This window comes from Paenibacillus sp. CF095 (assembly GCF_900101225.1).
Classification (GTDB): Bacteria; Bacillota; Bacilli; order Paenibacillales; family Paenibacillaceae; genus Paenibacillus.
Genome location: NZ_FMZN01000001.1, coordinates 3,207,718 through 3,228,736 on the forward strand (window position 1 = coordinate 3,207,718; position 21,019 = coordinate 3,228,736).

Here is a 21,019-nt window from a genome sequence, read left to right on the forward strand (position 1 = left end):
ACAAACCCCTCCGGTTGGACAATATCCAGCCGGAAGGGTCTCCTTGTTTTCAAACTGTACTTTTTTGACAACTCTACGATCAGGACTTTAAACCCTCGATTTTTGCATCTAGAATATTCGTCCCCAAGCTCGACCCCAAGTCCAAAATTCTACTTCATTAATAAATGTTCTGATTTATTTCACCACAAAAAAAACGCCATCGCAATAATGTGATGGCGTTCTTGATTATGGAGCCTAGGGGGATCGAACCCCTGACCTCATCGCTGCCAGCTCGCAAGTGTCTCCGCACAGTCCAACGGTCAGTCAACGTTAGACGAAAACACCGTAAAATAGCGTGATTTCCCGATTATGAGAATCTAATTATCCGCGCTATATTCTTACCGTTACTGATATTATAACGTTTAGGAGCGTATATCTGCAAATTGTAAAGCGTATATCTGCGCGAAAAATCTCCGGATTGACTGAGATTACAGACAGCGCCCTGAGTCTAGCTCGTATCCTCGTTCATACCGCGCTTACTGTTACGCAAGTATAAACGAAGGTTATTGGAACAGACCTGCGCGGGCAGCATGATAAGGCAAGTCCAATTTCGGATCTAATTGATAAAGGAAACGAGGAGAAGCGCGGAAGACGGTTGTTTAAATAAATCAAAAAAAAACAAGCGTATGTCCTACACTTGTTTTCGTTATTTCTTTTCCACACTAGAACCACCACTTGGTGGTTTAGGCATTTGTTCTTGCGCTTTATTCGGTTGATGCCCGTTCCCTATGTGTTTTATAGGTGATGAAGGCTTGTTTTGTGACATTCGAATCTCTCCCTTTCTATGGTTTCTTAACGCTACTTCCACCCTTAGGAGGATTTAATGTTTTCCCTGACGCCTTTGGTTGCAAACCACTTATTTCCAAAGACGGTCTTGGCTGATATCCAAAGGTTCCTGCAACTTTACTCTGTTGGTTCTGATTCTTCACTTTGTCCCTCCTGATTTTCCTTAAAAATTAAAAATTCAATATGTAAAATCTCGGAGCCACTAATCCATATGCCTTTGGATTTAGGTACCCAGGTCTCATCATCATCTAGCTCAAATATCTCTTCTAAGTAAATATCTTTTTCAGTTGGTACAGTAGAAGCAAGAGATTTTGAAGCAAAAAGTCCATATATCACAAATCCGTTTTTCAACGTAACAATTACATACCTTGACTCGTTAGACATAATATAATCCCAAGCAGTTGGAGATGGATGAATCGGGTTAATCCCTGTTTTTAACAATAACTTTCTCACCCATTTTCTCTCAGTAACTATTCCTGCAATTAGACCGATAGCGTAAGGCAGAAATAATACTATTAACACAAGAAGTACGGACCACCTAAAAGGGTGTTCCTCCCAATACCGAGATTTAATCAGACTGTTTAATCCCGGCCATGCTAAAGCAAAATTAACACAGCTAAAAACTATAAATCTCACGAGATAGATTGGTGCTTGTCCTTCTCTTGTAGGGAGTATATAGTTGTAGCCCATATTCATGATAAAACCAGGAACCATCATGAGAACTGTAAAATAAACCGCTTCGAAATTATTAAAAATCAAATCTAGTATCACTCCTCAATCCACAAATTCTAATATAATACTAGTTTATGGATAAATCAACTATAAAAAGCGCAGGCCGGCCTCGAATAAACGAAGAACAGGCGCAGCCCTCAACGGAATTTATCCGCGAGAACTGCGCCTGTTTTATTGCGTATGTACTTTATATAGGACGCGGCCATTCCCATCCATGCCTTTCGTACTCCCGAACATGATCACGTAGGTCATCTCTATCCGCGTTGTCCAACGTCACAGGAGCAAGATACACATAGCATTCATCCGTAGCGTAATCAATTACTACATCCTCAACGATAAGATCAGCACTGTGACCAAACATTCGATCACGTATCTTTTGGCCGACTTGCGGCATCATTGCGCTTTCAAATGTACGAACTACTTCCGTAGAAAGTCCGGAAACTGTTATTACTGGTTGAACGACGATTGTATCAATCAAAGTCATTTAGCAACTCTCCTCTGGATCAAACCGTATAACCAAATAGTACCATCGAATCATATAAAAAGGAAAGACCTACCTACGATACAATACGTAGTCATCCGCAAGTAGGTCGCAGTTTTATTCCACTGGCTCCGTCTTTTTAAACGTAGAGTACACGCCACTTCCGATCAACGCGTAGGTCACGAGGTCAACGCCAATCTGCCACGTACCGAAATCCGGAGCGACTCCGTACTTTTCGAGCACCTGGTACGCAAGCCCTACGGCCGCCGCGATAAACAGCGGATTAGTCAAACGCTTCTTCATATTACTTCGCCTCCTTCGTAATCGTCACCGTTTTAGTCTTCGCGTCCCACGTTACCTTCGCGCCTAACGCTTCCGCTACTGCACGCGCCGGCGTATACGTAGTCCCTCCGTCAAGCACGCCGTCCGTTACTTTCTTACCGTTAACAACTACGCTTACGATTACGTCCTTCTTCACGTCAGCATCCGCCTTCCCTTCGTTTAGTTTCGCAGCAACCGCCGCTTTAAATAGGCCCCAACCGGTCCACGCGCCACCATCGTACATTAAGCGCGGGCATATCTTACCGGACCAGTCGTAGTGGCGGCGTAGTCGATCAACGCCCCATCCGCGCTCTTTAAGCATCGACGCAACGAGAGTAGCCGCGCTATCGAGCGTCTTGGCGTAATTGCCGCTCTCGCAGATTTCGATGCCGATTGACGTACGGTTTCCGGAACTTGCTCCGCTACCGTCTCCGGAATGCCAGGCGTTCTCATTCAGCGGAATACATTCGATAGCCTCGCGCTCATCGACAACGATATGAAACGAAGCTTGCCGCGCGTTCGTAGGATTCGTCAGCCAAGCGCGCTCATTAGCCGCAGTGGAGTTCGCATTCCCCGTATTGTGTATCGTGATCGTCGTCGCGTTCATTACGTGGGCAGGCCGCCGATTAAACGCGGTACCTTTCGGAATATAATCCTTGCGATAATTCATGCCGCATCATCTCCGTATTTGATTTCGATATTTACAGCGCGTTCAATATACTGCATCCGCATTTCCATCCGTTCCAATGTCGATACGATACGCGTCTGTACTTCTTCCGTTTTCGTAAGATGTTCCATCAAACGATCCTCACGCGCTAATGCCTCCGCCTTGTTCTCGTCAACGAACGCCATCAACTTATCCTCGCGCTTCTTAGCGTCTGCCCGGTTAGCCTCCGTCTGCTCTTTCTGCGCGCGTAACATAAGCCATACGAGCACGCCGATTACGAGTACGGCCAGCGGCATCCACGCGCCCTCTTTAAGTAGCGTAAAGGCCAGCGCTGATATTCCCGCAATGTCCATCACCAATCAACCCTCCCGATAATTCCGTCTATTGTCGCGGGGCCTACGCCCTCAACGCGATCCAATTCGTACACATCCGCGTAGGGACGGCCGCTCGCGATGCGATCCGCAAGTACCGGCCCGATTCCCGGCAGTGTTTCGATTGCGGCGCGGCTGCTTACGTTAATGTTGATGCGTGATTTAGTTACGGACGATGCCGTGATGACGCTCGCTACGAATGTTAAGGCCAGCGCGAGCAGAACTAGGATGCGATAAAGCTGCGTCTTGTTCACGGGTTCACGTCCTATCCGTAAAAAATAAAAAAAAAGACACACCCGAGCGTAACGGGCGGTCACAGTATGTTATTAAAACCCTTGCTGTTATCCGGGTCACTGTCGCGTATCGCTTGCTTTACGTCCGCTTGGCTATCAATAGCGCCTTGGATCGCGTCCCCGAACATTTCAATAAATTTAACCACCGGAGTAAGTATGCCATAATAAATTACTCCATTTCCCCAGTAGACAGACTTTCCTACGTATGGATCATTAACAACCAAATAGTTTGAGTTAATCCAGTCCGTTGACGTCACAAAACCCTCTCCTTATCGTTTGAAATACGCTTCCACAGTTAGATTTGCTGCTACTCCATTATTGTTGTATATTTGGTAACTCGAACCGTTCCAATTCGAATAAGAAAGGGCTGAGTTGTAAGCATTTGGGTTCAAAGTGTCTGTGAAAAGGACTGTTCCGTTATGATTAATTCTAGGAGTAGGTCCTAGCAACATCATTGCGTGCTGTTGGGCCATCGAAGCACTTGTAGTAACAAATGCTATATTAGGTTGGGTTGCGTAATTAAAAGCTCTACTCGAGTTCGCTGGAACCGATTGGGTTTGAGTCACCAGATCCGCTGTTGCTGCCGGCACACCTGCTACCACAATAGGATAATCATAAATTCCCGGTTGCAGCGTTTGTGCACTCGTTGTTGGCGTGACATTGGTTTGTGATGTGTTGCGCACAACCAAGCTACCCGTAACGTCTCCGGCATCGTTTGTCGCCGTTTTCCCTGCTCTGATATCTCCCGCTACTGCGTTACCAGAGCCACCAGAGCTATCGGCCAAAAAATCCGATCCAACTTTACGAAATGTGTACGGCTTACCCACCGCAAGCTTACCCGCCGCGTACGCAATGCCTTTTTGGTCTTTAAGCGGAACAGCGCCAAGTCCGTTTACATTAAGCGTCGGGCTCGCTCCGTTAGCAATATGCGGAACAATAGTGATCCCGAATCCGTCCGGCAAGGTAGTCGGAGTTGGAGTTAATGTCGCGGTATATGCCGTCGATGTCCCGCCGGTACTCGCGAATCCTGGCTGCCGAATATAGTCGGACACAACGCTTACCCTTGCGTCATTGACCGCCTTCTCCGTAGCTGCCAGCGCTTGTGACGTTCCGTTCGTACTATTCGATAGTTGAACCTTACCTTTCACGGTCAGGCTCGCGTCTGGAATACTTACGTCTGCCAACGCTTCTTCTACCGCACTATCCACCGCATTCGCCAGCGCATTCATATCGCGGGGCACATCCGCAGTCATCGCGCTATCAATCAGCGGCAATCCTAAATTTGGCGTCGTTGCCATCGTTATAACCTCCGATTGTAAATATCGTCGTATGTGTATCCGCTCAGGTCCGCGTATGTCACGCCGCTTCCCGTGAGCTCACCGTACGTGTAAAAGCGGAACACGTAATCAATCGCCATGTGAGCCGGTATAATATCGCGTAGATTCGCTTTGAGCGCGTCAAGTTGTGCGGGCACACCAAATACGCCGACAAACGTAATTGTCAACGTATAAGCCGCGCTATCCACCGTTACATCCACGTCACCGTTCGCATATGCCTCCGCTACGTTCTCGATGAGACTTACGCTAATCTTACCGACGCCACGCATTTTACCCCGCAGGACTTCGCGCCGCTGTTCGTATGTTGCGCCGGCTTCCGGTGTTACTCCGAATATCCGCTCCCACCGCGCCAATCCCCACGTTGCGCGATCGATATAGAATTGGTCGAGTACGTCGTAAATGTCCGCATTAAGCTGCGCGATTTCGATAGCCTCAGCGTTCAAGATCCCGCTCGCTACAAGAGAGTCGCGGTAATACTGCGGCAGGTAATCGAGCATGTCGCGCTGAATCTCCGTTAATGTTCTCACGTAACTGTCACCGTCCCAAGAACCGCAACCTCTCCGTTAGCTACGACGATATTCGCGGTCCCTCCGTTAATCGTAAGGTCACGGTAGTCAATAACGCGAGGCACGTCGAGGATGACGTTAGCAATCCGCGTAATCCGTACGAGAGGGTCCGCAAAGGCCAGCGTTGCCAGATACGCAGTGACTCCGGCTTCTAGTTGTGCGCGCACTTCTTCGAGCGTATAGCCCGGTTCAACGTCGACGTCTACCGCGACATTGATCGGAACCTCAACCGCACCTTGCACGGTGACTACCGGACCGATTGGTGCGACGCCCTCGCCGTGTCCGTCCATTGTCGGATCAATATACGTCTGAGCCGCTGTAACTACGGAAGGATCAGGCGAAGTTTTATCCGCGCCAAGTAATACGACTTTGACCGTGCCAGGCCCCGCCCATATCGGATAGACAATCGAATCAGCTACGCCAGGCACTTCGAGCGCCCATTGGCGGTATTGATTCGAGTTTCCGGACGTGGCTGGCCGCTGCGCCCGTTCCTGATAACGCGCGTATAAAGCCGCATCTGATTCGGTATCGACACCACCTTCGAAGTTAACCACGTTATTTACCGCAACAATGCCGACGAGATCGCCGACCATCGTATTAATCGCGCCTATGCCGACGTTGCCCACTGCGCCTGCGTCCTGCGCTTCTGCTGCGACTGTAACCGTAGATCCTGCGATAGTTGCCGCCGCGCTCGTAACGAAGTAGACCGGAGTGTCTCCGCCTGTTGATACGATTGAACCCGCCGGAATTACCGTTGTGTCCGGGCCTGTAAACGTCACTGATCCGGCTGATTTGATCGCGGCCTTACGAACGAGTCCGTAGTCAGACGCACGGCTATCCAAGTACTCGCCGAACGTCGTATCCGTAAATCCCCAGTCCAACACGTTATCAAGCTCAGCGTAAGCCATCGATATTTCAATCGCAGTGGGAGACTCTAAGTCGTACGTTACTGATCCCGGCCGCTGGTCGATATCCGGCGGAGAGTTTCCGAGCATCCGCTCGAGGACCGCGGCCTTCGTTTGGTCTTCGTATGCCATTAAATCGTCACCTCCACCGGAATCGTTTCGTTATCTACTTCCACGAAAAAAGAGACGTACAATTTGTCCGCCTCCCTCGTTAATGTAAAGTCACGTACCGCAAGAATCCGGTCGTCGTATATTAGCGCGTCCTCAATTGTCCGCGGTATTTCCGTTTCTAATAGTTCGACCGACACTTCCTGGCCGATTAAATCGTCAAGCTCGCATCCGTAGTCGTCATCGAATATCGCGAAACGGTACCGCGCAGTCCGAATCGCTTTATAAATGAACTGTTCAATCGCAGCCGTTCCGTCCACCATTCCGCCCATTTCGCCAGTCTCAACGTTAAGCGCATATGTCTTGAGCGGCAGTATTTCGTTAACGACCGTCTCTTCCGTTTCCTCATCGGTAATTACTGCGAGTGGACTAAGCGCCATCTCCATCGCCTCCTAGCCGGTCAAGTATTACGTAATCCTGTCCCGCGTTGAACATTTGAAGGACTACGCGGTCGCCCGCTTCCAGTACCGGCGGAAACTCAATCTCAGCGTCTACTCCGTTGATCCTAACAGTCCGCGTGTACCCTTTTAGGCGCTCGACAATAACAATGTCTTCACGCTCAAGCTCGAAGTTTACATTATCAAGTTTCACGCGAATATCCGGAAGCGGTGCGGTGACCGTTCCGATTTCTACGTCAACGTCCTTGTTGTAGCCGAGTTGCCGGATGACGTCGCGCAATTTACTTACGCCGCCTCCGTCGATAGTTTCGAGAGCCACCGCGTCACTTCCCTTTCTTCGCTTTTTCTTTCGCCTTTTTCTTCGATTCCTTCGCGGCTTTCTTTTTCTCCGGCTCCTCTTCGTAATCCAGCTTCGGAAGGTCATCCGTTTTAGATAGCGTTATGTCCATCATGTGTACGCCGTCACTGAACGTATGGGTATCCGCGTTGACGTAAAAGCCCCCGACCAGATCCGTCATACTCTCGAACGCGTAGACCGCTGTTCCGGCGATGACATCCGTGATTCCTAACGCATTAACTGTTACGTCCTCCTTAACGGTCGATAGCTCCTTAAGGCGCTGTTTCGCGAGCTGTCGTAATTGGGACGCGTTAAGCTTCGAATCTGCGCTCTCATAATGCTGCATCAAACCGTAACGCGTAGCTAATGCCGCATTCTTTTCAGACGCGGTTATCTGCTTCTCTTCCGATTCGCCGCCGACAACTTTAACGGCCGTCCGTAGTTCCTCGATAGAGCGCGTCCGTGTCGCGCCGATAATGTTAACGCCATCCTCGATCATCCAACGCACCGCGGCGTCTTTCTTCTCGCGTAGGCCGAGCTTACCGTTTGCCGCGTATACAACGAACTTCCGTCCGTTCTGCTTGCGCGTTTCCGTTAGCGCCGTGACCATCATGTCCCACAGCGTCTTACTCCGGAGGATCATGCGCGGTATCACGTAGCCGGTGTTTGCGATGTCGCCCGTTGGGATTCCGAATGACTTGCAGAGCTCCGCAATCATCGCGCCCGCCGTCATCTTGACAAACTTCCGCGTATCTGTATTCTTCGTGAGATACACGTTTTCATCGTACGCAATCACGACCGCGTCGCCCTTTTCAGTTATGTCGTACGTAAAGATAACGCCGCGAAATACGCCTTTACCATCTACATAAAAGCGTATTTCCTTGCCGAGCTCGAACGCGATTTCTTGATCCTCTCCGTTAAGCGTATTTGACAAGGCCAGCGTAAGAGTTCGATGAGGTTGCGCTACATCTCCGGACCATGTCGCGGTCTTTACGAGAGGCTCAACGTAGTACTTTCCGTCATATAAAACGCGAATTTGCGTACTCATTTCGGGATCACCAGCTTTTGGCCCGGCTTAATTGCGTTAGGATTCGCGCCGATTACCGACTTGTTCTTCGTGTAGATATCGCGCCATCGGTCGCCGTTCCCGTAGACTTTAGCCGCAATCTTAAAAAGTGAGTCGCCCGACTTGACCGTATATGATGTTGGAGTAGTACGTGTTGAAGGGCGCGCCGGATCAGTCGTAACCTTAGCAGCGGATATATTCGTTGTCTTTGCGTTAGGGTCCGACTTTTTGGCGTTGGGAATAAACGTGTACTCCTTGAGCTGTAGCGTGTAATAAACGTCGCCAGGTTCTCCGCCGCGCTCCTCGTACTCAAATGACCGAATCGTAACCGCGATATTAATCGGCGTATTCGTCACAATAAAACGGACAGGACGGCCGGACTGCTGCCACCGTTCGATTGTCTTAACGATTTCCCACGGATCTTTCAACTTCGAATACTGACAGTAGGAACCGTTATAATCGCGCGGAAAGAACGAAGATACCGTAAATTCTTTCTGCCGATTGTTTCCGAGAATCGTATACTCGCCGAGATTCGATACGCTGACGTCTTCGTAGCCGTACGTGGATGTTGCGTTGATTGTTTCGGGATTAACGGGAAGCCACAATACTTCCGCGTTATTGTTATACTTGAGCCAAAACTGCGGCTTGCCTCTCGCCAATAATGCCGCCTCCTCTCCGTTTTATTGCGCCAACCGAAGCGCGATTCTGTTCGCAATATCGTCAATGTCGCTATCGTTACGGACGACGAACGTGTTGCCCGTTACCATTACGGACGGGCCTCCGCCGGTTCCACCGTTAGTCTCGCGGTAGTCTCGCGCTTGGTTCGAATTTAACACCATCTCATCCTGATGAAGTCGCGCAGGGTAATCGTTGTATGGAACGCGTTCGAGGCCGGCGGAATGGCCCGACCAACCGCTCTTACTAAATGTTTCGTTCCACCAGTTGGAAACGGCATTTCCTCCACTGCTACTGCTTTTACCTTCAGTGGGGCCAATACTTCCGCCGTCAACCATTGGTTTTCCTGGATTATTTGCAGACCAAGTACTCAAATCGGATGAGAGTTTCTTTGCACTGTTGTACTGATTGTTAAAATCCTCCATCTGCTGCTTCACTGGGTTAAGTAAAGAAATGACGTTGAGATGATCCTTGACCCCTTGCATGATACCTTGAGCGATGCTTGCACCGATTTTCAGAGCAACTTCTGTAATTTGCGAAGATGACGCCTCCATAGTATCAATGAGGAACCCGATCATACTGCTTGTCGCATTCCTAGCGTCATCTCTACCACCAGCTTCCCACCACTTGTTGAAAGAATCTCCCAGTGTATCAAACACGAAGCGAACTTTACTCTCCAAATCCGGCAGCTTATTAAACTCCGGATTATTAATAAAATTCGTATTGATATACTTCGCCGCAGTATCAACCGCATTTTGAACGGCCGCCGTAATCTGAGGGGTCCAATCCGCAATCAGCTTCTGCGCACCTATCGCGAATTTCTTAATATATGGAAGTAGCGGTGACATCGCGGATATCTGCAACGTCTCCATCGCGCCTTGGAACTGTTCAATCGCACCAGCCGCGCTATTCATCTTCTCTTCCGCAACTTGGAGCGCGGTAACCTTCGCCATTTCGTTATGGAACTCTTCTACGCCTTTTGCGCCTGCCTTGTATAACGTAGTCGCCGCTTTAACGCCGTCGGTTCCGAACATGTCGAGCAACGTAGCTACGCGGTCCTGGTTGTTCATCTTACCGAGCGTTTTATTCAAGACCTCCGCAATTCCCGCGAGATCCTTGATCTTTCCACCTTCGAAAAACTTGTTCGCCTTCCCGACGCCGATTCCGAGTTGGTTAAACATCGCGGTCGCCTTCTTCGTTTGCGGCTGCAGATACATGAGCATCGATTTAAACGATGTACCTGCGTCAGATCCGCTCTTCAATCCGTCGTTGGACATGAGTCCGATCGCGGTATTCAAGTCGCGGAAGGAAACGCCAGCCATGTCCGCCACGCCGCCCGCAGATGCGATACCATACGCAATGTTCCGTACGTCAGTCGCCGCCGCATTCGCAGTGCCCGCAAGTATGTCCGCAGTCTGTGCCGCTGAGAGTCCGTCCTTCTTAAACGCGTTCATCGACGTTGCCATCGTTTCAGCCGCTTCTGCGAGTTCCAATCCGCCAGCCGTCGCGAGGTTAAGCGCTGCGTTAAGGCCGCCAGACATTATCGTTGCTTCGCTCATACCGGCCTTTAAGAGCTCTTCCATACCTTGCGCAGCTTCTAACGCGGAGTATTTCGTGAGTGCGCCCTGTTCGAGAGCCATCGCGCTAATCGCCTTCATCTGCGTTTCAGTGGCGCCGGTTAACGCCTTGATCGATTGGAGTTGCGATTCGAAATCCATCGCTTTCTTAATGCTATCGCCTACAACCGCAACTGTACCGACTGCCGCTCCGATGCCGGCCGCCGCTGCTCCGAACTTGAGGATTCCCGCGGTCATTGTACGAAGAGGTCGGGTGGCGTTATCTACAATTTTTAAATGTCCTACGATATCAAACGACATGCCCCGTTACCTCCCTCGCTCCGCTATTTTCCTTGCGCGTTCTTCATCTTCAAGCACTATCGCCATGGACGCATAGATCACGGCGCGGTGTCGTGCAGGCTTTACGAAAATTTCATCGGGCGGTATATGGTGACGCTGGAATATCTCGTGTAGAATCCGAGCCTCACCACCCGCCCGAATTAGTTTTTTGCCTCTTCCAGCAGCTCCTCTTCGTTGCCGAATCCGGACAGAGTTGAGATTTCCGTAGTGAGTTTCTGAACCTCGCCCGGAAGCAGTGCCTTACCTACGCAGTCCACGTCATCACTTGCGCCATAATGTGCTTTGAGCGCTTTGTCGTTAAAGTCCGGATCAACGCAGGCCATCGAAATCATCACGTAACTAAGCGTCATCGCGTCAACGTTGTCCTTGCCTGTAGTTGCGCGTAATCTCGCCTTTGCAGTCTCCGCGTTAGTCAGTGCTTTGACCGTAAATGTCGTTTTAAGACGCGGAATATAAACCTCTTTCGTAACGTCCAAATTCGCGCCAAGTAGCGCCTCTAATCCTTTTGCCATATATGTCAACCTCCGATTATTTTCGTAATTAAAAACGGACCACCCGAAGGCAGTCCGCTAGTTTTGTTGCGCTATTATGACGGACGGATTGCGTCCAGAATTTCGTAGCCGGAGAACACAAACGTATACTCCTGCTCAACGATCGAGCCGACTTCGTAATTCACAACCGGAATCCGGTCGAACGTTACGTTTTTCAGACGTACGCGATACGCACCGAACGCTTCCGGATCGTCGATCTTAACGATAAGCTCCGTAACGTACGGCGAGCTGACATCGTCAGTGACTTGCGCCATCTTTTCGATCCACTCGGAAGTAACGAGGTAACCGTTAATCGATCCACTACCTTTTAGCGTAGTGGTCTTGTTGCCGAGCCAGCGCGTGCCGGCCAGCTTGATTTCTTCCATGCCGATTTCGATATTCGCTTCAACGCTGGTAACGTTAGACAACCATTCGCCGTCTTGGTCGAACAACTGACCGTAGTTACCGCTAATAACGCGTTTTGCATCCAAAGTCATTCTCTCACCGCCTCGATTAAATATTTACCGTAATAAAGATGCGCTCCATTGTGTCGGTTTCCGTATAGCTAACCGCAAGGAAAACGGAGTCTCCTACGCTTGGACGTTGTGGATCTAGCATTACGATGGGGTTCGTAAGTACCGCCGCGCCTAACGATTCCAGGTACGCCTTAACCGCGACAATCAACGTAGCTTGGCCGTCCGCGTTATTCGGAAGCTTGCCAATATAACTGTCGGTAGCTGTGCGCGAGATATCGTTCGTGATCGCTTGCTGCGTACGGATCGACTTGATCTTGAGGCCGCTAGTGACGAGTCCCTGCTCGATCTTCACCTTCGCGCCATCATTCGTAAATAACAGCGATCCGGCCGCCAGCGCTGCGACTGTCTGTGAATTGGTCAAGCGCTTCGTCACGTCTTCCAGCGTCAATTGATCGTAGGTAATCGACTGACTAATCGGAGTCCCCGCGATATCGCCCGCAATGAATGGCGCGTATTCGGCCGAAGTGTACGTAACTCCGCCTACAATACCGCCGCTGATTACGTTGACGATGTAGTCGTCTTCGTTAAGCGTCGAGCGTGCGTTACCGAGCGCTGGATCTGCGTCAGAAGCCGCGTCTCCGCCGATAACCACGATGAAGTGTTTACCTTCGTCACGATTGCGCGTTACCCACGTTTTAGTCGCGGCTTGTTGTACGGAGTCGAACTCTCCGTCGAACACGAACACGTTAAACGGACGCGCATCGAGAGCTTCGCGCATATCAACGTAGTCGTCCGCAACGGCCGTATCTGGCATCGTGTAGACGAGAACGTCCTTAGCTCCGCCAGCCAACGCGAGTAAAACGGATTGAATATTCGCGCTACCGAACAGCTCAACCGCTGCGGCTTCGGATTCGACCGTATAGAACGATTTCTCAACCGCTGTGCCGGCGTATGTCAGAAGCGGAATTGCGACTGTGCCGAGCGTGCCTCCGCTAATCTGTGCGGCTGCTGCGCGGATAAAGCGCATGTAAATACCGGGACGTGTCGGTAAATTTGATGGGTCCCAAGTTGCCATGCAATGACCTCCTTTAAATTGAAAGGAGCGCCCGGATGGACGCCCTAGTTAAATCGTGAATTAACGTTTTGAATAAGCGGATACGATTGCTGCGTACGTGACTGTCGCGAAGTAATCCGGAGTATGCCGAGTGTTGCGTAGCCCGCGTTAGTGGTCGACGCCTTATCGGTATCTGTCCGCATGGGCTGCGAATAGTTCAGCGCGTTCAGACGAGATCCTGTCGCAACAATCCGCTGCACGTCGTATATGGCGTTACTGAGCGCGTCCATAACGGGAAAGGCCGCTTGAGGATTCGCGCTGTAATAGATCACTTGATAATCGCGCTCGATCCGGTAGTGATACGCCGTCTCATCCGTACGAGACTCCGTTAAAAAGCGCACGACAAAAAGGCCCGGCGTAGGTTGCAGCGGGGCCGTTTGCTTTTCGACTGCTGCGCCAGGTACGACGGATTTTATAAACGCTTCGATGCCGAGTATTTCGTCTATTATTGCGGCCATTATAACCGCCCCCGTTTGATCGCGGCCTTAATTTCGCCTTCGAATATACGCGCCCACTCCGCCTCATTCTCCTCCGCAGGTACCGCAAGATAGCGCGGAATTGTTCCGTCTGTCGTCGGATTCTTAAACGAGTCGCCGTACTTTTCCGGGTACGTATCGTGTAGGTAAGTCGCATAGTCAAAACGTCGACCACCACGCATAGTTACCGCCGTTGACGTAATCTCACCGGTCCACGTTTTACCGTTATGGGTGACGTCCGTTTCAATGCCGCGTCTCAGATCACCCGTCTTACCGAGCGGAGCTAAGTCTGTGGCCTGGCGTTTCCAATCGTCCATAACGTCGTGTGTTCCGGTCATTGCGCCGTCTTCGATCGCGGTAGTTAAGCGCTCCTCGTATCGGCGGGAGAAGCGGCTCACCAAACGACGTATGAATCCGCCACCACGCCCGATATCGAAGTTAATCCGATTAATCGTCATCAGACGTTCACCTCCGTTAATACGGCGCGACCGCTATACATGCGACGTGGCTTGATTGCAACCGGCTTACGCGCGATCGTAACACCCAATTCGTTCGTATACGTTATCGTGTCGTCGTACGTTATATCCGGCAGCTTATCGAGCAATATCGTCATGCCTGAGACGGCCTCCTCTCCGTAATTGTTAACGACGGTCTTCGTCTCTTCGGTAACGCGCGCATCGTATTCGACAACGACGTCGTCCTCCTTGCCGCCCCAACCATCACTTGCGCCAGCCTTCGTAACTGTAATCGTTTGATTCATCGCTACTAACGGCATTAGACAATCAGCCTCCCAAATCTTTGTTTAGAAAGCCTAACGCCGTTCTCTTCGCCGATTAGATCAAGCGCAACTTGCGGAATCTTCTTACGCATGTCGTCGTATGGCATCGACGTTGTGCCGTCCTTAAAGTTAACGTTAAATACTCCGGTCAGTCCGAACGTGGATACGCCCTGCTGCTGCATCCGGAGCATATCGTTGTACATAATCGCAAGCACATTCGCAAATTCGTACACAGCCGCGTTAGGTATCGTGTATTTCGAATAGGCGCGAGTCAGCGTTGATCCTGCGACATTTAACATTCGTGTTTTTTTCGCGGTATCGCTGGCCGTCCAATCCTCGATATCAATACAGTTCGCGTTGATATACGCATCTGCGTCAGGTATTACGTAGTTCATTCGCCACACCTCCGTTTATTTTGCGGAGGTCTTAGCAGCGCCTTTCCGAGGTCTGGGCGCTTTAAGCGCGGCCTCTTCTTGCGGTGGCTTTTCCTCCGGTTTTGCTTCCGACAAATAGCCGTAGTCGTAAACGAGAACCCTGCGCAGGTTTTCGTCCTCAACTACGGCCGTGCCATTTTCGAATTTTACGCCGCACGTAACTCCGTCATAATTCGGATTCGGCGTTTTGATTACGAACATCTGCGCACCTCCCGATTATTAGACGATGATACCGGACAAGCGAGCAGCCGATTTGCCGTCGAACAGCGCCATACCAGTGTAAAATTCGATACGCGTACGCAAGACTGGCTTATCGTGTACCTCGCCCAAATCCGTTACTTGAACGCCACCGTTAGTCAGTCCGGAAGTATACTCATCTGCTCCGAATTTTACCGCGTAGATAGAGGTTGTGTTCGTAGCTGTACCGGTAGTTTCGTTATGGCCGATTACTTTACCCCCAACAGCATTATCTCCTGCGTCGAAGATAGGTACTCCATTGAACGCAATTACTGGTTTACCGAATGCGTCAACACTGTTTTCATGGAACCCGAGTTTCCTTGCAATCGTGCTCAAGCGGATCTTCGTTCTCGAATCCATGTACAATGCATCCGCACGTCCTCGCGTCTGATACAGCAATGTTTCAAGTGCCTCGATGAACAGGTCATAATTACCCTCGTCACCGATGTTTAGCCCGTTTGTAGCTGCATTGATAACTTGAGAGCCGGTAAGACGCTTCTTCAAACCGTCGAAAGACTTGGAATCAGTAGCGACATCGCCGTTGAAGAACGTGTCTTGGAATTTGAAAGCTGCTGCTTTTGTTTTCAATGCAGTTTGGATTGCACGTTGATCGTTAATGTTGGATCGTGTTCGTTGGATAAACTTATCGACGTCAGCGTCTCCACCCATAATTGACAGCGACTCTGTCAGTTGGTTAACCGCGCCAGTAGATTCCACGTAACCTTCATTGACTCCACGGAAAGCTACACCAGGCAAGGAAGCTTCACGGTTATACGCATAAGCGTTACCTTGAATATCCATGAATGGCAAGTATTGAAGCACTGGAGCGTTCTGTACAAATGTTGCGATTACGCCTTGTTGGAGAGTATCCTGAGAAAGTTTTGCGGATTCCATAAGTGTCAATGCCATAATTAAAAATCCCCCTATTATTTATTGATAATAAAAAAAGAACCGGTAAGGTTCTTATTTGTTACTCGTATTCGAATAGCCAAGAGCCATCATCTCGCGCGGATTCATACCGGAAGAATCAATCTTACGGGTGCCTCCGTTGGTCTCTCCGCCAATTTGACGTGATCCTGCGCTTGGTTCCGCTAGATACGGCTTTGAAGAGATCAGCGCGCTAATGACGTCAGCCATACCCGTAACACTGCCAGAGTCATCGATCGTAACTCCGGAAATATCCGCCAGCTTAAACGCATCTTCGACCGCATCCGGTCGAATTTTTTGCTCGCCGGTTACAGCCAGAGCTTTAAACTCGGCTTTAACTAAGCGCTCATTCGCTGTTTTTAACGCGTTGTTTCGAGCGTCCTCGGCTTCCTGTACGCGTTTCTCAGCGGCTTCTTTTTCTGCCGCGTACTCCGGCTGTTTACCTTCCATCTCCGCTAACTTAGCCTTGATTTCCTCATAATCCTCGCGTCCTTTACGGTCTCGCATGAGCCTTTCGCGAACAATGACGTCTAGTTCAGACTGCGTAAATGTCTTCTCAGGTTCTTGCGGTGTCGGTTCCGGATCTCCTTCCGCAAAGAGCTGCAGATTCATCGGAAATTTAGTGCGAATTTGTTCGGTTTTCATGGTCGTTTCCTCCAGCGTTTTAGCGCCGCGTAGCGCATAGTGTCCGTAGCAGTTTAGTGTCGTGTACGTTCGGACAGATCGTTTAAGGGTTTCTTACCGGAGTCAGTACGTGCTTACAGCGCGGGTGGAATATCTCCCTGCGCGGCAAATCGCCTACATACGGATAATCTCCGGGAGCATCCGGTGTTAACTTAACGATGCGGCCTTCCCAGTTCCGGCACGCATCTTTTGCGCCATGACTCGATATCTGCGCGTAATAAACGTCACGGCCAAGCGCCTCATTAATCGTTGCTTCGCGTTGTGTCTCGGACATCTTCGTGAGTACGACCGTCTCAACGTAGACCTCCGGTTTCCAACGCCGTCCTGCAGCGTCGATAATGCCGGTATCAGCCGCCTGGCCGAGCGTGTTTCGTAGACGACTAAGCGCGTCGGCACTTATTGTCCGCGAGCTGTTAACGCCTTGGCCGAGATTGGCGCGCATAGCCTCTGCAATTGCTTGGCGGACACTCATACGCGTTCTACGGTCCATGTTCTGCGTAACTGCGAGCAGGTCCGCGTACGTGTCCGCCTTAGCCGCGTTTAACATAGCGAGGTTAACACGCGTGAGCTTTACATCAGACACCACGCTTCCTAGTCCGAGCGAAATAAGCACCTGGCGCGTTCCGTCTTTGGCCGCCTGAGTCAGCGCCTCGTCAACGTGCTTCCGCGATTCTTCGTTAAGTTCGCTGAGTATCTTCGCGGACTCTTTCGCAGCCGCATCGCCATTCTTAAGGGAAAAGCCCAACGTAAATAAGCGTCCGACTGCCGCACTCACTGCGGATTTCGCACGCTTAAACGCATTAACTATTTTCGATACCGGCCGCTCATCCATTGTTAAACACCGCGTCCGCTGACGCTGAATCCGCTATGCCACCGACTCGCGTTTCGTCTTCGTCAATGCGTCTAAGCGCCTGCTCGGCCTGTTCATCGTTTACTCCATCCAAGCGCTTAATAGCGTCTCTTACGGACATTGTAGACTTACCGCCCGTACGTATTTGCGCTATCTCCGCCTGCTCGCGATCATCCGTCGGCAGTCCATCGGAGAAGATGATGTGTGGTTTTGTCGGCGTGTAGTCGAGAGTTTCGTTCGATTGCGATTGCTCAAGTAGTTGGGCGATAAAAAGTGCCTCTGTGAGCGCCTTATCAAAGTACTGGCGTTTACGCGCTATCTTAGAAAGCAAAGGATTCATACGATATTTGACGGCGAGCCCTGTTGCTCCGCTAGTCCCTGCGTTTTCTTTCCCCAATGCAATAGGAGGTAGCTCTGACGTGGTCAGGAGTGTATCTATGAGCTTGTCGAGTTCCTTAAAAGCTGACTCAAGCTGACCGTCCCAAGTAACATATTGAGGAACGACTGAGCCAGAGTCTACGACTTCAAAGACTTTAGCGTATGCAGCTCTTTGTTGAGGTACACCGTCCGGGCCGTCCTCCAAAACACCTGACGGAACCGTCAATATGGGGTCAGCATGTTTATCTAGGATCGATGCAATTTGAGTCAATCGATTATTGATCTCACGGAACAAAGCCCTATGCTCGCTTATATCATCCAATCCGCACCAGGAATCATCGAAAGAGAAATTAGGAACGTGTACGATAAGAGGTGCGGGAACCCCGGTTTTCAGCGGAGCCTCATCGCCTCCCAACTCCTCAGTAATAGTCCACGAAGTAACTTCATCATTTCGCGTAGTCAGAGCGTTCATTCCGAACTTGGAAAACGTAATCTCTCCTGGAACATGCGTTTCAACGTGTAGCTCCCATCGAGTTCGTCCTTCTTCGGGAAAAGCAATCGGGACGGCTATGTGGTAAGCCGCGACTTTTTTAGCGTTGCCGGGCACTGTTTCCGGAAAGACGTACGCTGCATTCTGTGATTCAATGACGGCGCGATACGGGTCTTGTGATTCCGGTAAGATGCCGCGATATTCTTGCGCCCATTTAACCTTATAAAACGAGTCCCCGCGGTAAGCATTTCCGTGAGCCATCTCATAGTTTGTCGTATTAAGCGTATTGTCTTTGACTATCCGGTCCAGCGCGGTTTGCTCTGCTGAGGCTTCTTCTCCCGCGCTATAGATCGGAGAATCCCCGAATAGCAAGTCGGCAGCTTTCTTGCATATCAGCCCCGCGTAGTTAGCGTAGATATAACGTTTCGGCTCAACTTCTATTTCTTCGCTTAGCCTATTAATCAAATCAGCGTTACACCTGACAAGCTCAGCGTTTTCCCGGTATCGGTCTATCCGGTCCTTGTGCTCTCTTGGTGGGTACATCTTACCGACCTCAAACAATGCGACGCCCCCTTTATAGTCCTTTTGGTTTTTTACTCCATGATCTACCACGTCTTCCTAAGCCACCTCCTGCAGCCTCAACCGCGCCGGCAAGAGAATCCGGTAAATCATCGTGAGTTCCCGAAGGAAACTGCTCCATCTGCTCGATCAACAGCCTATGCGATCTGTTAAAACGCAAATAGCCGCTCTCGATAAGCGGTTCCAACGATTCAATGCGTATTTCTTTCTTTGTGCGAGACACAACCGCCTTGAGGCGCACACTTCCGATGCGTTCTTTGCGTAATCTCTCGCTCAATTGCCGATACATATCGTGCTGTGCACCGACTGTCTCTACCGCAAATGTCTTATGCCCGTAACGCTTAATGATCTCTACCGCCTGCTCCAACGCTATGTGAGCTGCGCATTTCCTAGCCCATGCCTCAATTACGTACATTACACGAGTGTTCCGGTCTATTCCGACCGTAACGATCGCGTTATAGTCGGAACGCGAACTTTTTCCCTGCGCAATATCCCAGAAAGCGTAATAATCAAGCGGAAGCTCGCGTCCAAATGAATCAATAAGGTCTGATTCATCGTAATATCGGAATAACTCCGGGTTAAATACCATTGATTCCTCGTCTATCGGCGTATTCTGATATTCCGTATTAAACGCTTTTGATCCGTTAGCCCATTTCCACGTCATCAGTGCCCATAATGGCTGAACTTCCGGCCAAAGTACAACCGCTCCTCGGTCCATTTCTTCCCGGTTTGCTTCGTAGAAAGCTCGCGCAGCCTTAACACGGTCCTCAACGTCAGGATTCAGATATATTGCGCGACATTTTTCCCATAGTTCTGTATGTTCCGGGTCTTCAATCAGCGCCTTGTATAGCTTCGAGTTAAAGTCAGACCGTTTCATAACCGTTCGTAACAGCGACTCCGCGTGTACAACCGTTCCCATATATACGAAAGCAGTACGCTTGCCTTTCGGATCTCCTAGCGGTACCACCGTTTGAGAGAACCAGTCGCGCATCTTCTGCCGTAGTTCCGGCGTGGCCGCGTTAGACCGTATGTCTTCCAAGTCATCGCAGATAATTAGGTCCGGTCGGACACCTTCCCAGTTACGGCCACGCAATGCCTGGTTACTGGAAGCGGCCTCCATCTTCGTTAACTGACGCTGTCCCCCATCTGCGGTAGGCTCCCATGCAACAAATTCCGAAGAGTTATCTTTCGGGTTCATTTGCTGTTTGGGATTCAGCAACGGCCCGAAGTCTGCGCGTAGTTTCGCGTTACTTTTGAGCTGATTCGCAATCCACTCAAGGTTACCGGTAGATACCGCAGGCGTTTCCGATATATTGATGATGTATTTACGATGTCTATACGCGATCTCTCGTAGAGGGAACGCCTTTGATAAGTACGACGATTTTGCGTGAGAACGAGGCGCCGCACGCACTACCTTTGCATTTATCTCTCGCATAGATACATCGTCCATTGTCTCGCAGATTTCACGGTGGAACAACGGTGATTCTTCAACAGTTTCGACGTCAAATCCATCCCAGTTACCTGCGTTGCCTGGATTATGTACCTCCGAAAAGTATTCGAGCGCGAAGTATAGGAGGTCGGCTTCCGCTCTATGAATTCGCGACAATCGCTTAGATTCGTCGAGATAATGCGCCAGTTCCGCTTCTTCCTCACTCGTAAGTAACTCCGGAACACCTTCCGCAGTCATCGCGTGAATTAACGCGTCTAATCTATCAATAAGCTGTTCGCGCTCATCTCTACCGACCCACCGATCGTTTACCCACGCCATGACTCCGCCTCCTCTTCGCTGATTTTCAGCGTGAAATAACGCTGTTGTTGCAGTTACCCTACCGAATACACTCGGCCTTGGGTAGAAGCGCTAAATACACGCTAAAACCACGGTAAAACTACGGGAACATTCCGATAGCCTGCTTGCGCAAAGTCCAAAGTTAATTTTTGTTCGCGGATATTTCCGGCACCAGTTGAGGCGGTCGCTAGGGGTCGAGGGGGTGGGCCGCCCTCTCATTCT

28 protein-coding genes are annotated in these 21,019 nt (G+C 50.3%); all 28 read right to left on the minus strand.

The features are described from left to right. Positions 1-942: 942 nt before the first annotated feature. Positions 943-1,584: a DUF6338 family protein gene (locus tag BLS69_RS13880; protein WP_091032387.1), complete on the minus strand. Its 642-nt coding sequence runs from the start codon at positions 1,582-1,584 to the stop codon at positions 943-945. A gap of 160 nt (positions 1,585-1,744) precedes the next feature. After that, positions 1,745-2,041 carry a hypothetical protein gene (locus BLS69_RS13885; protein WP_091032390.1) on the minus strand — a complete coding sequence of 99 codons (297 nt, stop codon included), beginning with the start codon at positions 2,039-2,041 and terminating at the stop codon, positions 1,745-1,747. A 114-nt stretch (positions 2,042-2,155) separates the two neighbouring features. Further along, positions 2,156-2,341, minus strand: a complete 186-nt coding sequence (locus BLS69_RS13890) for a hypothetical protein (RefSeq protein ID WP_091032393.1) — start codon at positions 2,339-2,341, stop codon at positions 2,156-2,158. Position 2,342: 1 nt separating this feature from the next. Continuing rightward, entirely contained in the window at positions 2,343-3,029 is a 687-nt protein-coding gene (locus BLS69_RS13895; protein WP_091032396.1) for an N-acetylmuramoyl-L-alanine amidase, read from the minus strand. Continuing rightward, positions 3,026-3,382: a hypothetical protein gene (locus BLS69_RS13900; protein ID WP_143023576.1), complete on the minus strand. Its 357-nt coding sequence runs from the start codon at positions 3,380-3,382 to the stop codon at positions 3,026-3,028. The genes BLS69_RS13895 and BLS69_RS13900 overlap by 4 nt, the downstream gene beginning before the upstream one ends. Further along, positions 3,379-3,651, minus strand: coding sequence for a ComEA family DNA-binding protein (locus BLS69_RS13905; protein WP_176872707.1), 273 nt, complete (start codon positions 3,649-3,651; stop codon positions 3,379-3,381). Before BLS69_RS13905 ends, BLS69_RS13900 begins: the two co-directional genes overlap by 4 nt. Positions 3,652-3,710: 59 nt before the next feature. After that, positions 3,711-3,947 carry a hypothetical protein gene (locus tag BLS69_RS13910; RefSeq protein ID WP_091032406.1) on the minus strand — a complete coding sequence of 79 codons (237 nt, stop codon included), beginning with the start codon at positions 3,945-3,947 and terminating at the stop codon, positions 3,711-3,713. Positions 3,948-3,959: 12 nt separating this feature from the next. Continuing rightward, entirely contained in the window at positions 3,960-4,988 is a 1,029-nt protein-coding gene (locus BLS69_RS13915; protein ID WP_091032409.1) for a phage tail protein, read from the minus strand. A gap of 2 nt (positions 4,989-4,990) precedes the next feature. Further along, entirely contained in the window at positions 4,991-5,554 is a 564-nt protein-coding gene (locus BLS69_RS13920; RefSeq protein WP_143023577.1) for a putative phage tail protein, read from the minus strand. Continuing rightward, complete coding sequence (locus tag BLS69_RS13925; protein ID WP_256332295.1) at positions 5,551-6,588, minus strand: baseplate J/gp47 family protein; 1,038 nt, start codon at positions 6,586-6,588, stop codon at positions 5,551-5,553. The genes BLS69_RS13920 and BLS69_RS13925 overlap by 4 nt, the downstream gene beginning before the upstream one ends. A 41-nt stretch (positions 6,589-6,629) precedes the next feature. Next, positions 6,630-7,046 carry a DUF2634 domain-containing protein gene (locus BLS69_RS13930; RefSeq protein ID WP_091032418.1) on the minus strand — a complete coding sequence of 139 codons (417 nt, stop codon included), beginning with the start codon at positions 7,044-7,046 and terminating at the stop codon, positions 6,630-6,632. Next, positions 7,036-7,383 carry a DUF2577 family protein gene (locus BLS69_RS13935; RefSeq protein ID WP_176872709.1) on the minus strand — a complete coding sequence of 116 codons (348 nt, stop codon included), beginning with the start codon at positions 7,381-7,383 and terminating at the stop codon, positions 7,036-7,038. The genes BLS69_RS13930 and BLS69_RS13935 overlap by 11 nt, the downstream gene beginning before the upstream one ends. Before the next feature lie 4 nt (positions 7,384-7,387). Further along, positions 7,388-8,449, minus strand: a complete 1,062-nt coding sequence (locus BLS69_RS13940; RefSeq protein ID WP_091032425.1) for an XkdQ/YqbQ family protein — start codon at positions 8,447-8,449, stop codon at positions 7,388-7,390. Continuing rightward, positions 8,446-9,126: a LysM peptidoglycan-binding domain-containing protein gene (locus tag BLS69_RS13945; RefSeq protein WP_091032428.1), complete on the minus strand. Its 681-nt coding sequence runs from the start codon at positions 9,124-9,126 to the stop codon at positions 8,446-8,448. The genes BLS69_RS13940 and BLS69_RS13945 overlap by 4 nt, the downstream gene beginning before the upstream one ends. A 21-nt stretch (positions 9,127-9,147) precedes the next feature. Next, a complete protein-coding gene (locus tag BLS69_RS13950) occupies positions 9,148-11,019 on the minus strand; it encodes a phage tail tape measure protein (RefSeq protein ID WP_091032431.1) in 1,872 nt (623 codons plus the stop codon). Between the two features lie 179 nt (positions 11,020-11,198). Further along, positions 11,199-11,570, minus strand: coding sequence for a phage tail assembly chaperone (locus tag BLS69_RS13955; protein ID WP_091032433.1), 372 nt, complete (start codon positions 11,568-11,570; stop codon positions 11,199-11,201). A 74-nt stretch (positions 11,571-11,644) separates the two neighbouring features. Then, positions 11,645-12,085, minus strand: a complete 441-nt coding sequence (locus tag BLS69_RS13960) for a phage tail tube protein (RefSeq protein WP_091032436.1) — start codon at positions 12,083-12,085, stop codon at positions 11,645-11,647. A 16-nt stretch (positions 12,086-12,101) separates the two neighbouring features. Beyond that, positions 12,102-13,139, minus strand: coding sequence for a phage tail sheath subtilisin-like domain-containing protein (locus BLS69_RS13965; protein WP_091032439.1), 1,038 nt, complete (start codon positions 13,137-13,139; stop codon positions 12,102-12,104). A gap of 44 nt (positions 13,140-13,183) precedes the next feature. After that, positions 13,184-13,636, minus strand: coding sequence for a hypothetical protein (locus BLS69_RS13970; protein ID WP_091032442.1), 453 nt, complete (start codon positions 13,634-13,636; stop codon positions 13,184-13,186). Then, complete coding sequence (locus BLS69_RS13975) at positions 13,636-13,992, minus strand: HK97 gp10 family phage protein (protein WP_143023578.1); 357 nt, start codon at positions 13,990-13,992, stop codon at positions 13,636-13,638. The genes BLS69_RS13970 and BLS69_RS13975 overlap by 1 nt, the downstream gene beginning before the upstream one ends. A gap of 119 nt (positions 13,993-14,111) precedes the next feature. After that, on the minus strand, positions 14,112-14,429 hold the full coding sequence (locus tag BLS69_RS13980) for a hypothetical protein (protein ID WP_091032447.1): 318 nt from the start codon (positions 14,427-14,429) through the stop codon (positions 14,112-14,114). Then, positions 14,429-14,827 (minus strand): hypothetical protein, encoded by a 399-nt coding sequence (locus BLS69_RS13985; RefSeq protein WP_091032449.1) that lies wholly within the window; start codon positions 14,825-14,827, stop codon positions 14,429-14,431. The genes BLS69_RS13980 and BLS69_RS13985 overlap by 1 nt, the downstream gene beginning before the upstream one ends. Positions 14,828-14,842: 15 nt before the next feature. Next, entirely contained in the window at positions 14,843-15,067 is a 225-nt protein-coding gene (locus BLS69_RS13990; RefSeq protein WP_091032452.1) for a hypothetical protein, read from the minus strand. A gap of 18 nt (positions 15,068-15,085) precedes the next feature. Then, positions 15,086-16,012 carry a major capsid protein gene (locus BLS69_RS13995; protein WP_091032455.1) on the minus strand — a complete coding sequence of 309 codons (927 nt, stop codon included), beginning with the start codon at positions 16,010-16,012 and terminating at the stop codon, positions 15,086-15,088. Between the two features lie 54 nt (positions 16,013-16,066). Then, entirely contained in the window at positions 16,067-16,675 is a 609-nt protein-coding gene (locus tag BLS69_RS14000; RefSeq protein WP_091032459.1) for a hypothetical protein, read from the minus strand. 82 nt (positions 16,676-16,757) lie between these two features. Beyond that, positions 16,758-17,546 (minus strand): phage minor capsid protein, encoded by a 789-nt coding sequence (locus BLS69_RS14005; RefSeq protein WP_091032462.1) that lies wholly within the window; start codon positions 17,544-17,546, stop codon positions 16,758-16,760. Then, entirely contained in the window at positions 17,539-19,044 is a 1,506-nt protein-coding gene (locus BLS69_RS14010; RefSeq protein ID WP_256332296.1) for a phage portal protein, read from the minus strand. The genes BLS69_RS14005 and BLS69_RS14010 overlap by 8 nt, the downstream gene beginning before the upstream one ends. Beyond that, on the minus strand, positions 19,007-20,779 hold the full coding sequence (terL, locus tag BLS69_RS14015; RefSeq protein ID WP_256332297.1) for a phage terminase large subunit: 1,773 nt from the start codon (positions 20,777-20,779) through the stop codon (positions 19,007-19,009). The genes BLS69_RS14010 and terL overlap by 38 nt, the downstream gene beginning before the upstream one ends. Between the last annotated feature and the right edge of the window lie 240 nt (positions 20,780-21,019).

Bases quoted from the DNA above. Each gene is read 5' to 3' on its own strand.
- BLS69_RS13890 (WP_091032393.1), bottom strand. From the start codon at position 2,341: ATGAAGAAGCGTTTGACTAATCCGCTGTTTATCGCGGCGGCCGTAGGG.
- BLS69_RS13985 (WP_091032449.1), bottom strand. From the start codon at position 14,827: ATGAACTACGTAATACCTGACGCAGATGCGTATATCAACGCGAACTGT.
- BLS69_RS13970 (WP_091032442.1), bottom strand. From the start codon at position 13,636: ATGGCCGCAATAATAGACGAAATACTCGGCATCGAAGCGTTTATAAAA.
- BLS69_RS13895 (WP_091032396.1), bottom strand. From the start codon at position 3,029: ATGAATTATCGCAAGGATTATATTCCGAAAGGTACCGCGTTTAATCGG.
- BLS69_RS13930 (WP_091032418.1), bottom strand. From the start codon at position 7,046: ATGGCGCTTAGTCCACTCGCAGTAATTACCGATGAGGAAACGGAAGAG.
- BLS69_RS14000 (WP_091032459.1), bottom strand. From the start codon at position 16,675: ATGAAAACCGAACAAATTCGCACTAAATTTCCGATGAATCTGCAGCTC.
- BLS69_RS13915 (WP_091032409.1), bottom strand. From the start codon at position 4,988: ATGGCAACGACGCCAAATTTAGGATTGCCGCTGATTGATAGCGCGATG.
- BLS69_RS13885 (WP_091032390.1), bottom strand. From the start codon at position 2,041: ATGACTTTGATTGATACAATCGTCGTTCAACCAGTAATAACAGTTTCC.
- BLS69_RS13965 (WP_091032439.1), bottom strand. From the start codon at position 13,139: ATGGCAACTTGGGACCCATCAAATTTACCGACACGTCCCGGTATTTAC.
- BLS69_RS13960 (WP_091032436.1), bottom strand. From the start codon at position 12,085: ATGACTTTGGATGCAAAACGCGTTATTAGCGGTAACTACGGTCAGTTG.
- BLS69_RS13980 (WP_091032447.1), bottom strand. From the start codon at position 14,429: ATGCCGTTAGTAGCGATGAATCAAACGATTACAGTTACGAAGGCTGGC.
- BLS69_RS13990 (WP_091032452.1), bottom strand. From the start codon at position 15,067: ATGTTCGTAATCAAAACGCCGAATCCGAATTATGACGGAGTTACGTGC.
- terL (WP_256332297.1), bottom strand. From the start codon at position 20,779: ATGGCGTGGGTAAACGATCGGTGGGTCGGTAGAGATGAGCGCGAACAG.
- BLS69_RS13940 (WP_091032425.1), bottom strand. From the start codon at position 8,449: ATGAGTACGCAAATTCGCGTTTTATATGACGGAAAGTACTACGTTGAG.
- BLS69_RS13975 (WP_143023578.1), bottom strand. From the start codon at position 13,992: ATGACCGGAACACACGACGTTATGGACGATTGGAAACGCCAGGCCACA.
- BLS69_RS13925 (WP_256332295.1), bottom strand. From the start codon at position 6,588: ATGCTCGGAAACTCTCCGCCGGATATCGACCAGCGGCCGGGATCAGTA.
- BLS69_RS13995 (WP_091032455.1), bottom strand. From the start codon at position 16,012: ATGGCATTGACACTTATGGAATCCGCAAAACTTTCTCAGGATACTCTC.
- BLS69_RS13955 (WP_091032433.1), bottom strand. From the start codon at position 11,570: ATGGCAAAAGGATTAGAGGCGCTACTTGGCGCGAATTTGGACGTTACG.
- BLS69_RS13950 (WP_091032431.1), bottom strand. From the start codon at position 11,019: ATGTCGTTTGATATCGTAGGACATTTAAAAATTGTAGATAACGCCACC.
- BLS69_RS14005 (WP_091032462.1), bottom strand. From the start codon at position 17,546: ATGGATGAGCGGCCGGTATCGAAAATAGTTAATGCGTTTAAGCGTGCG.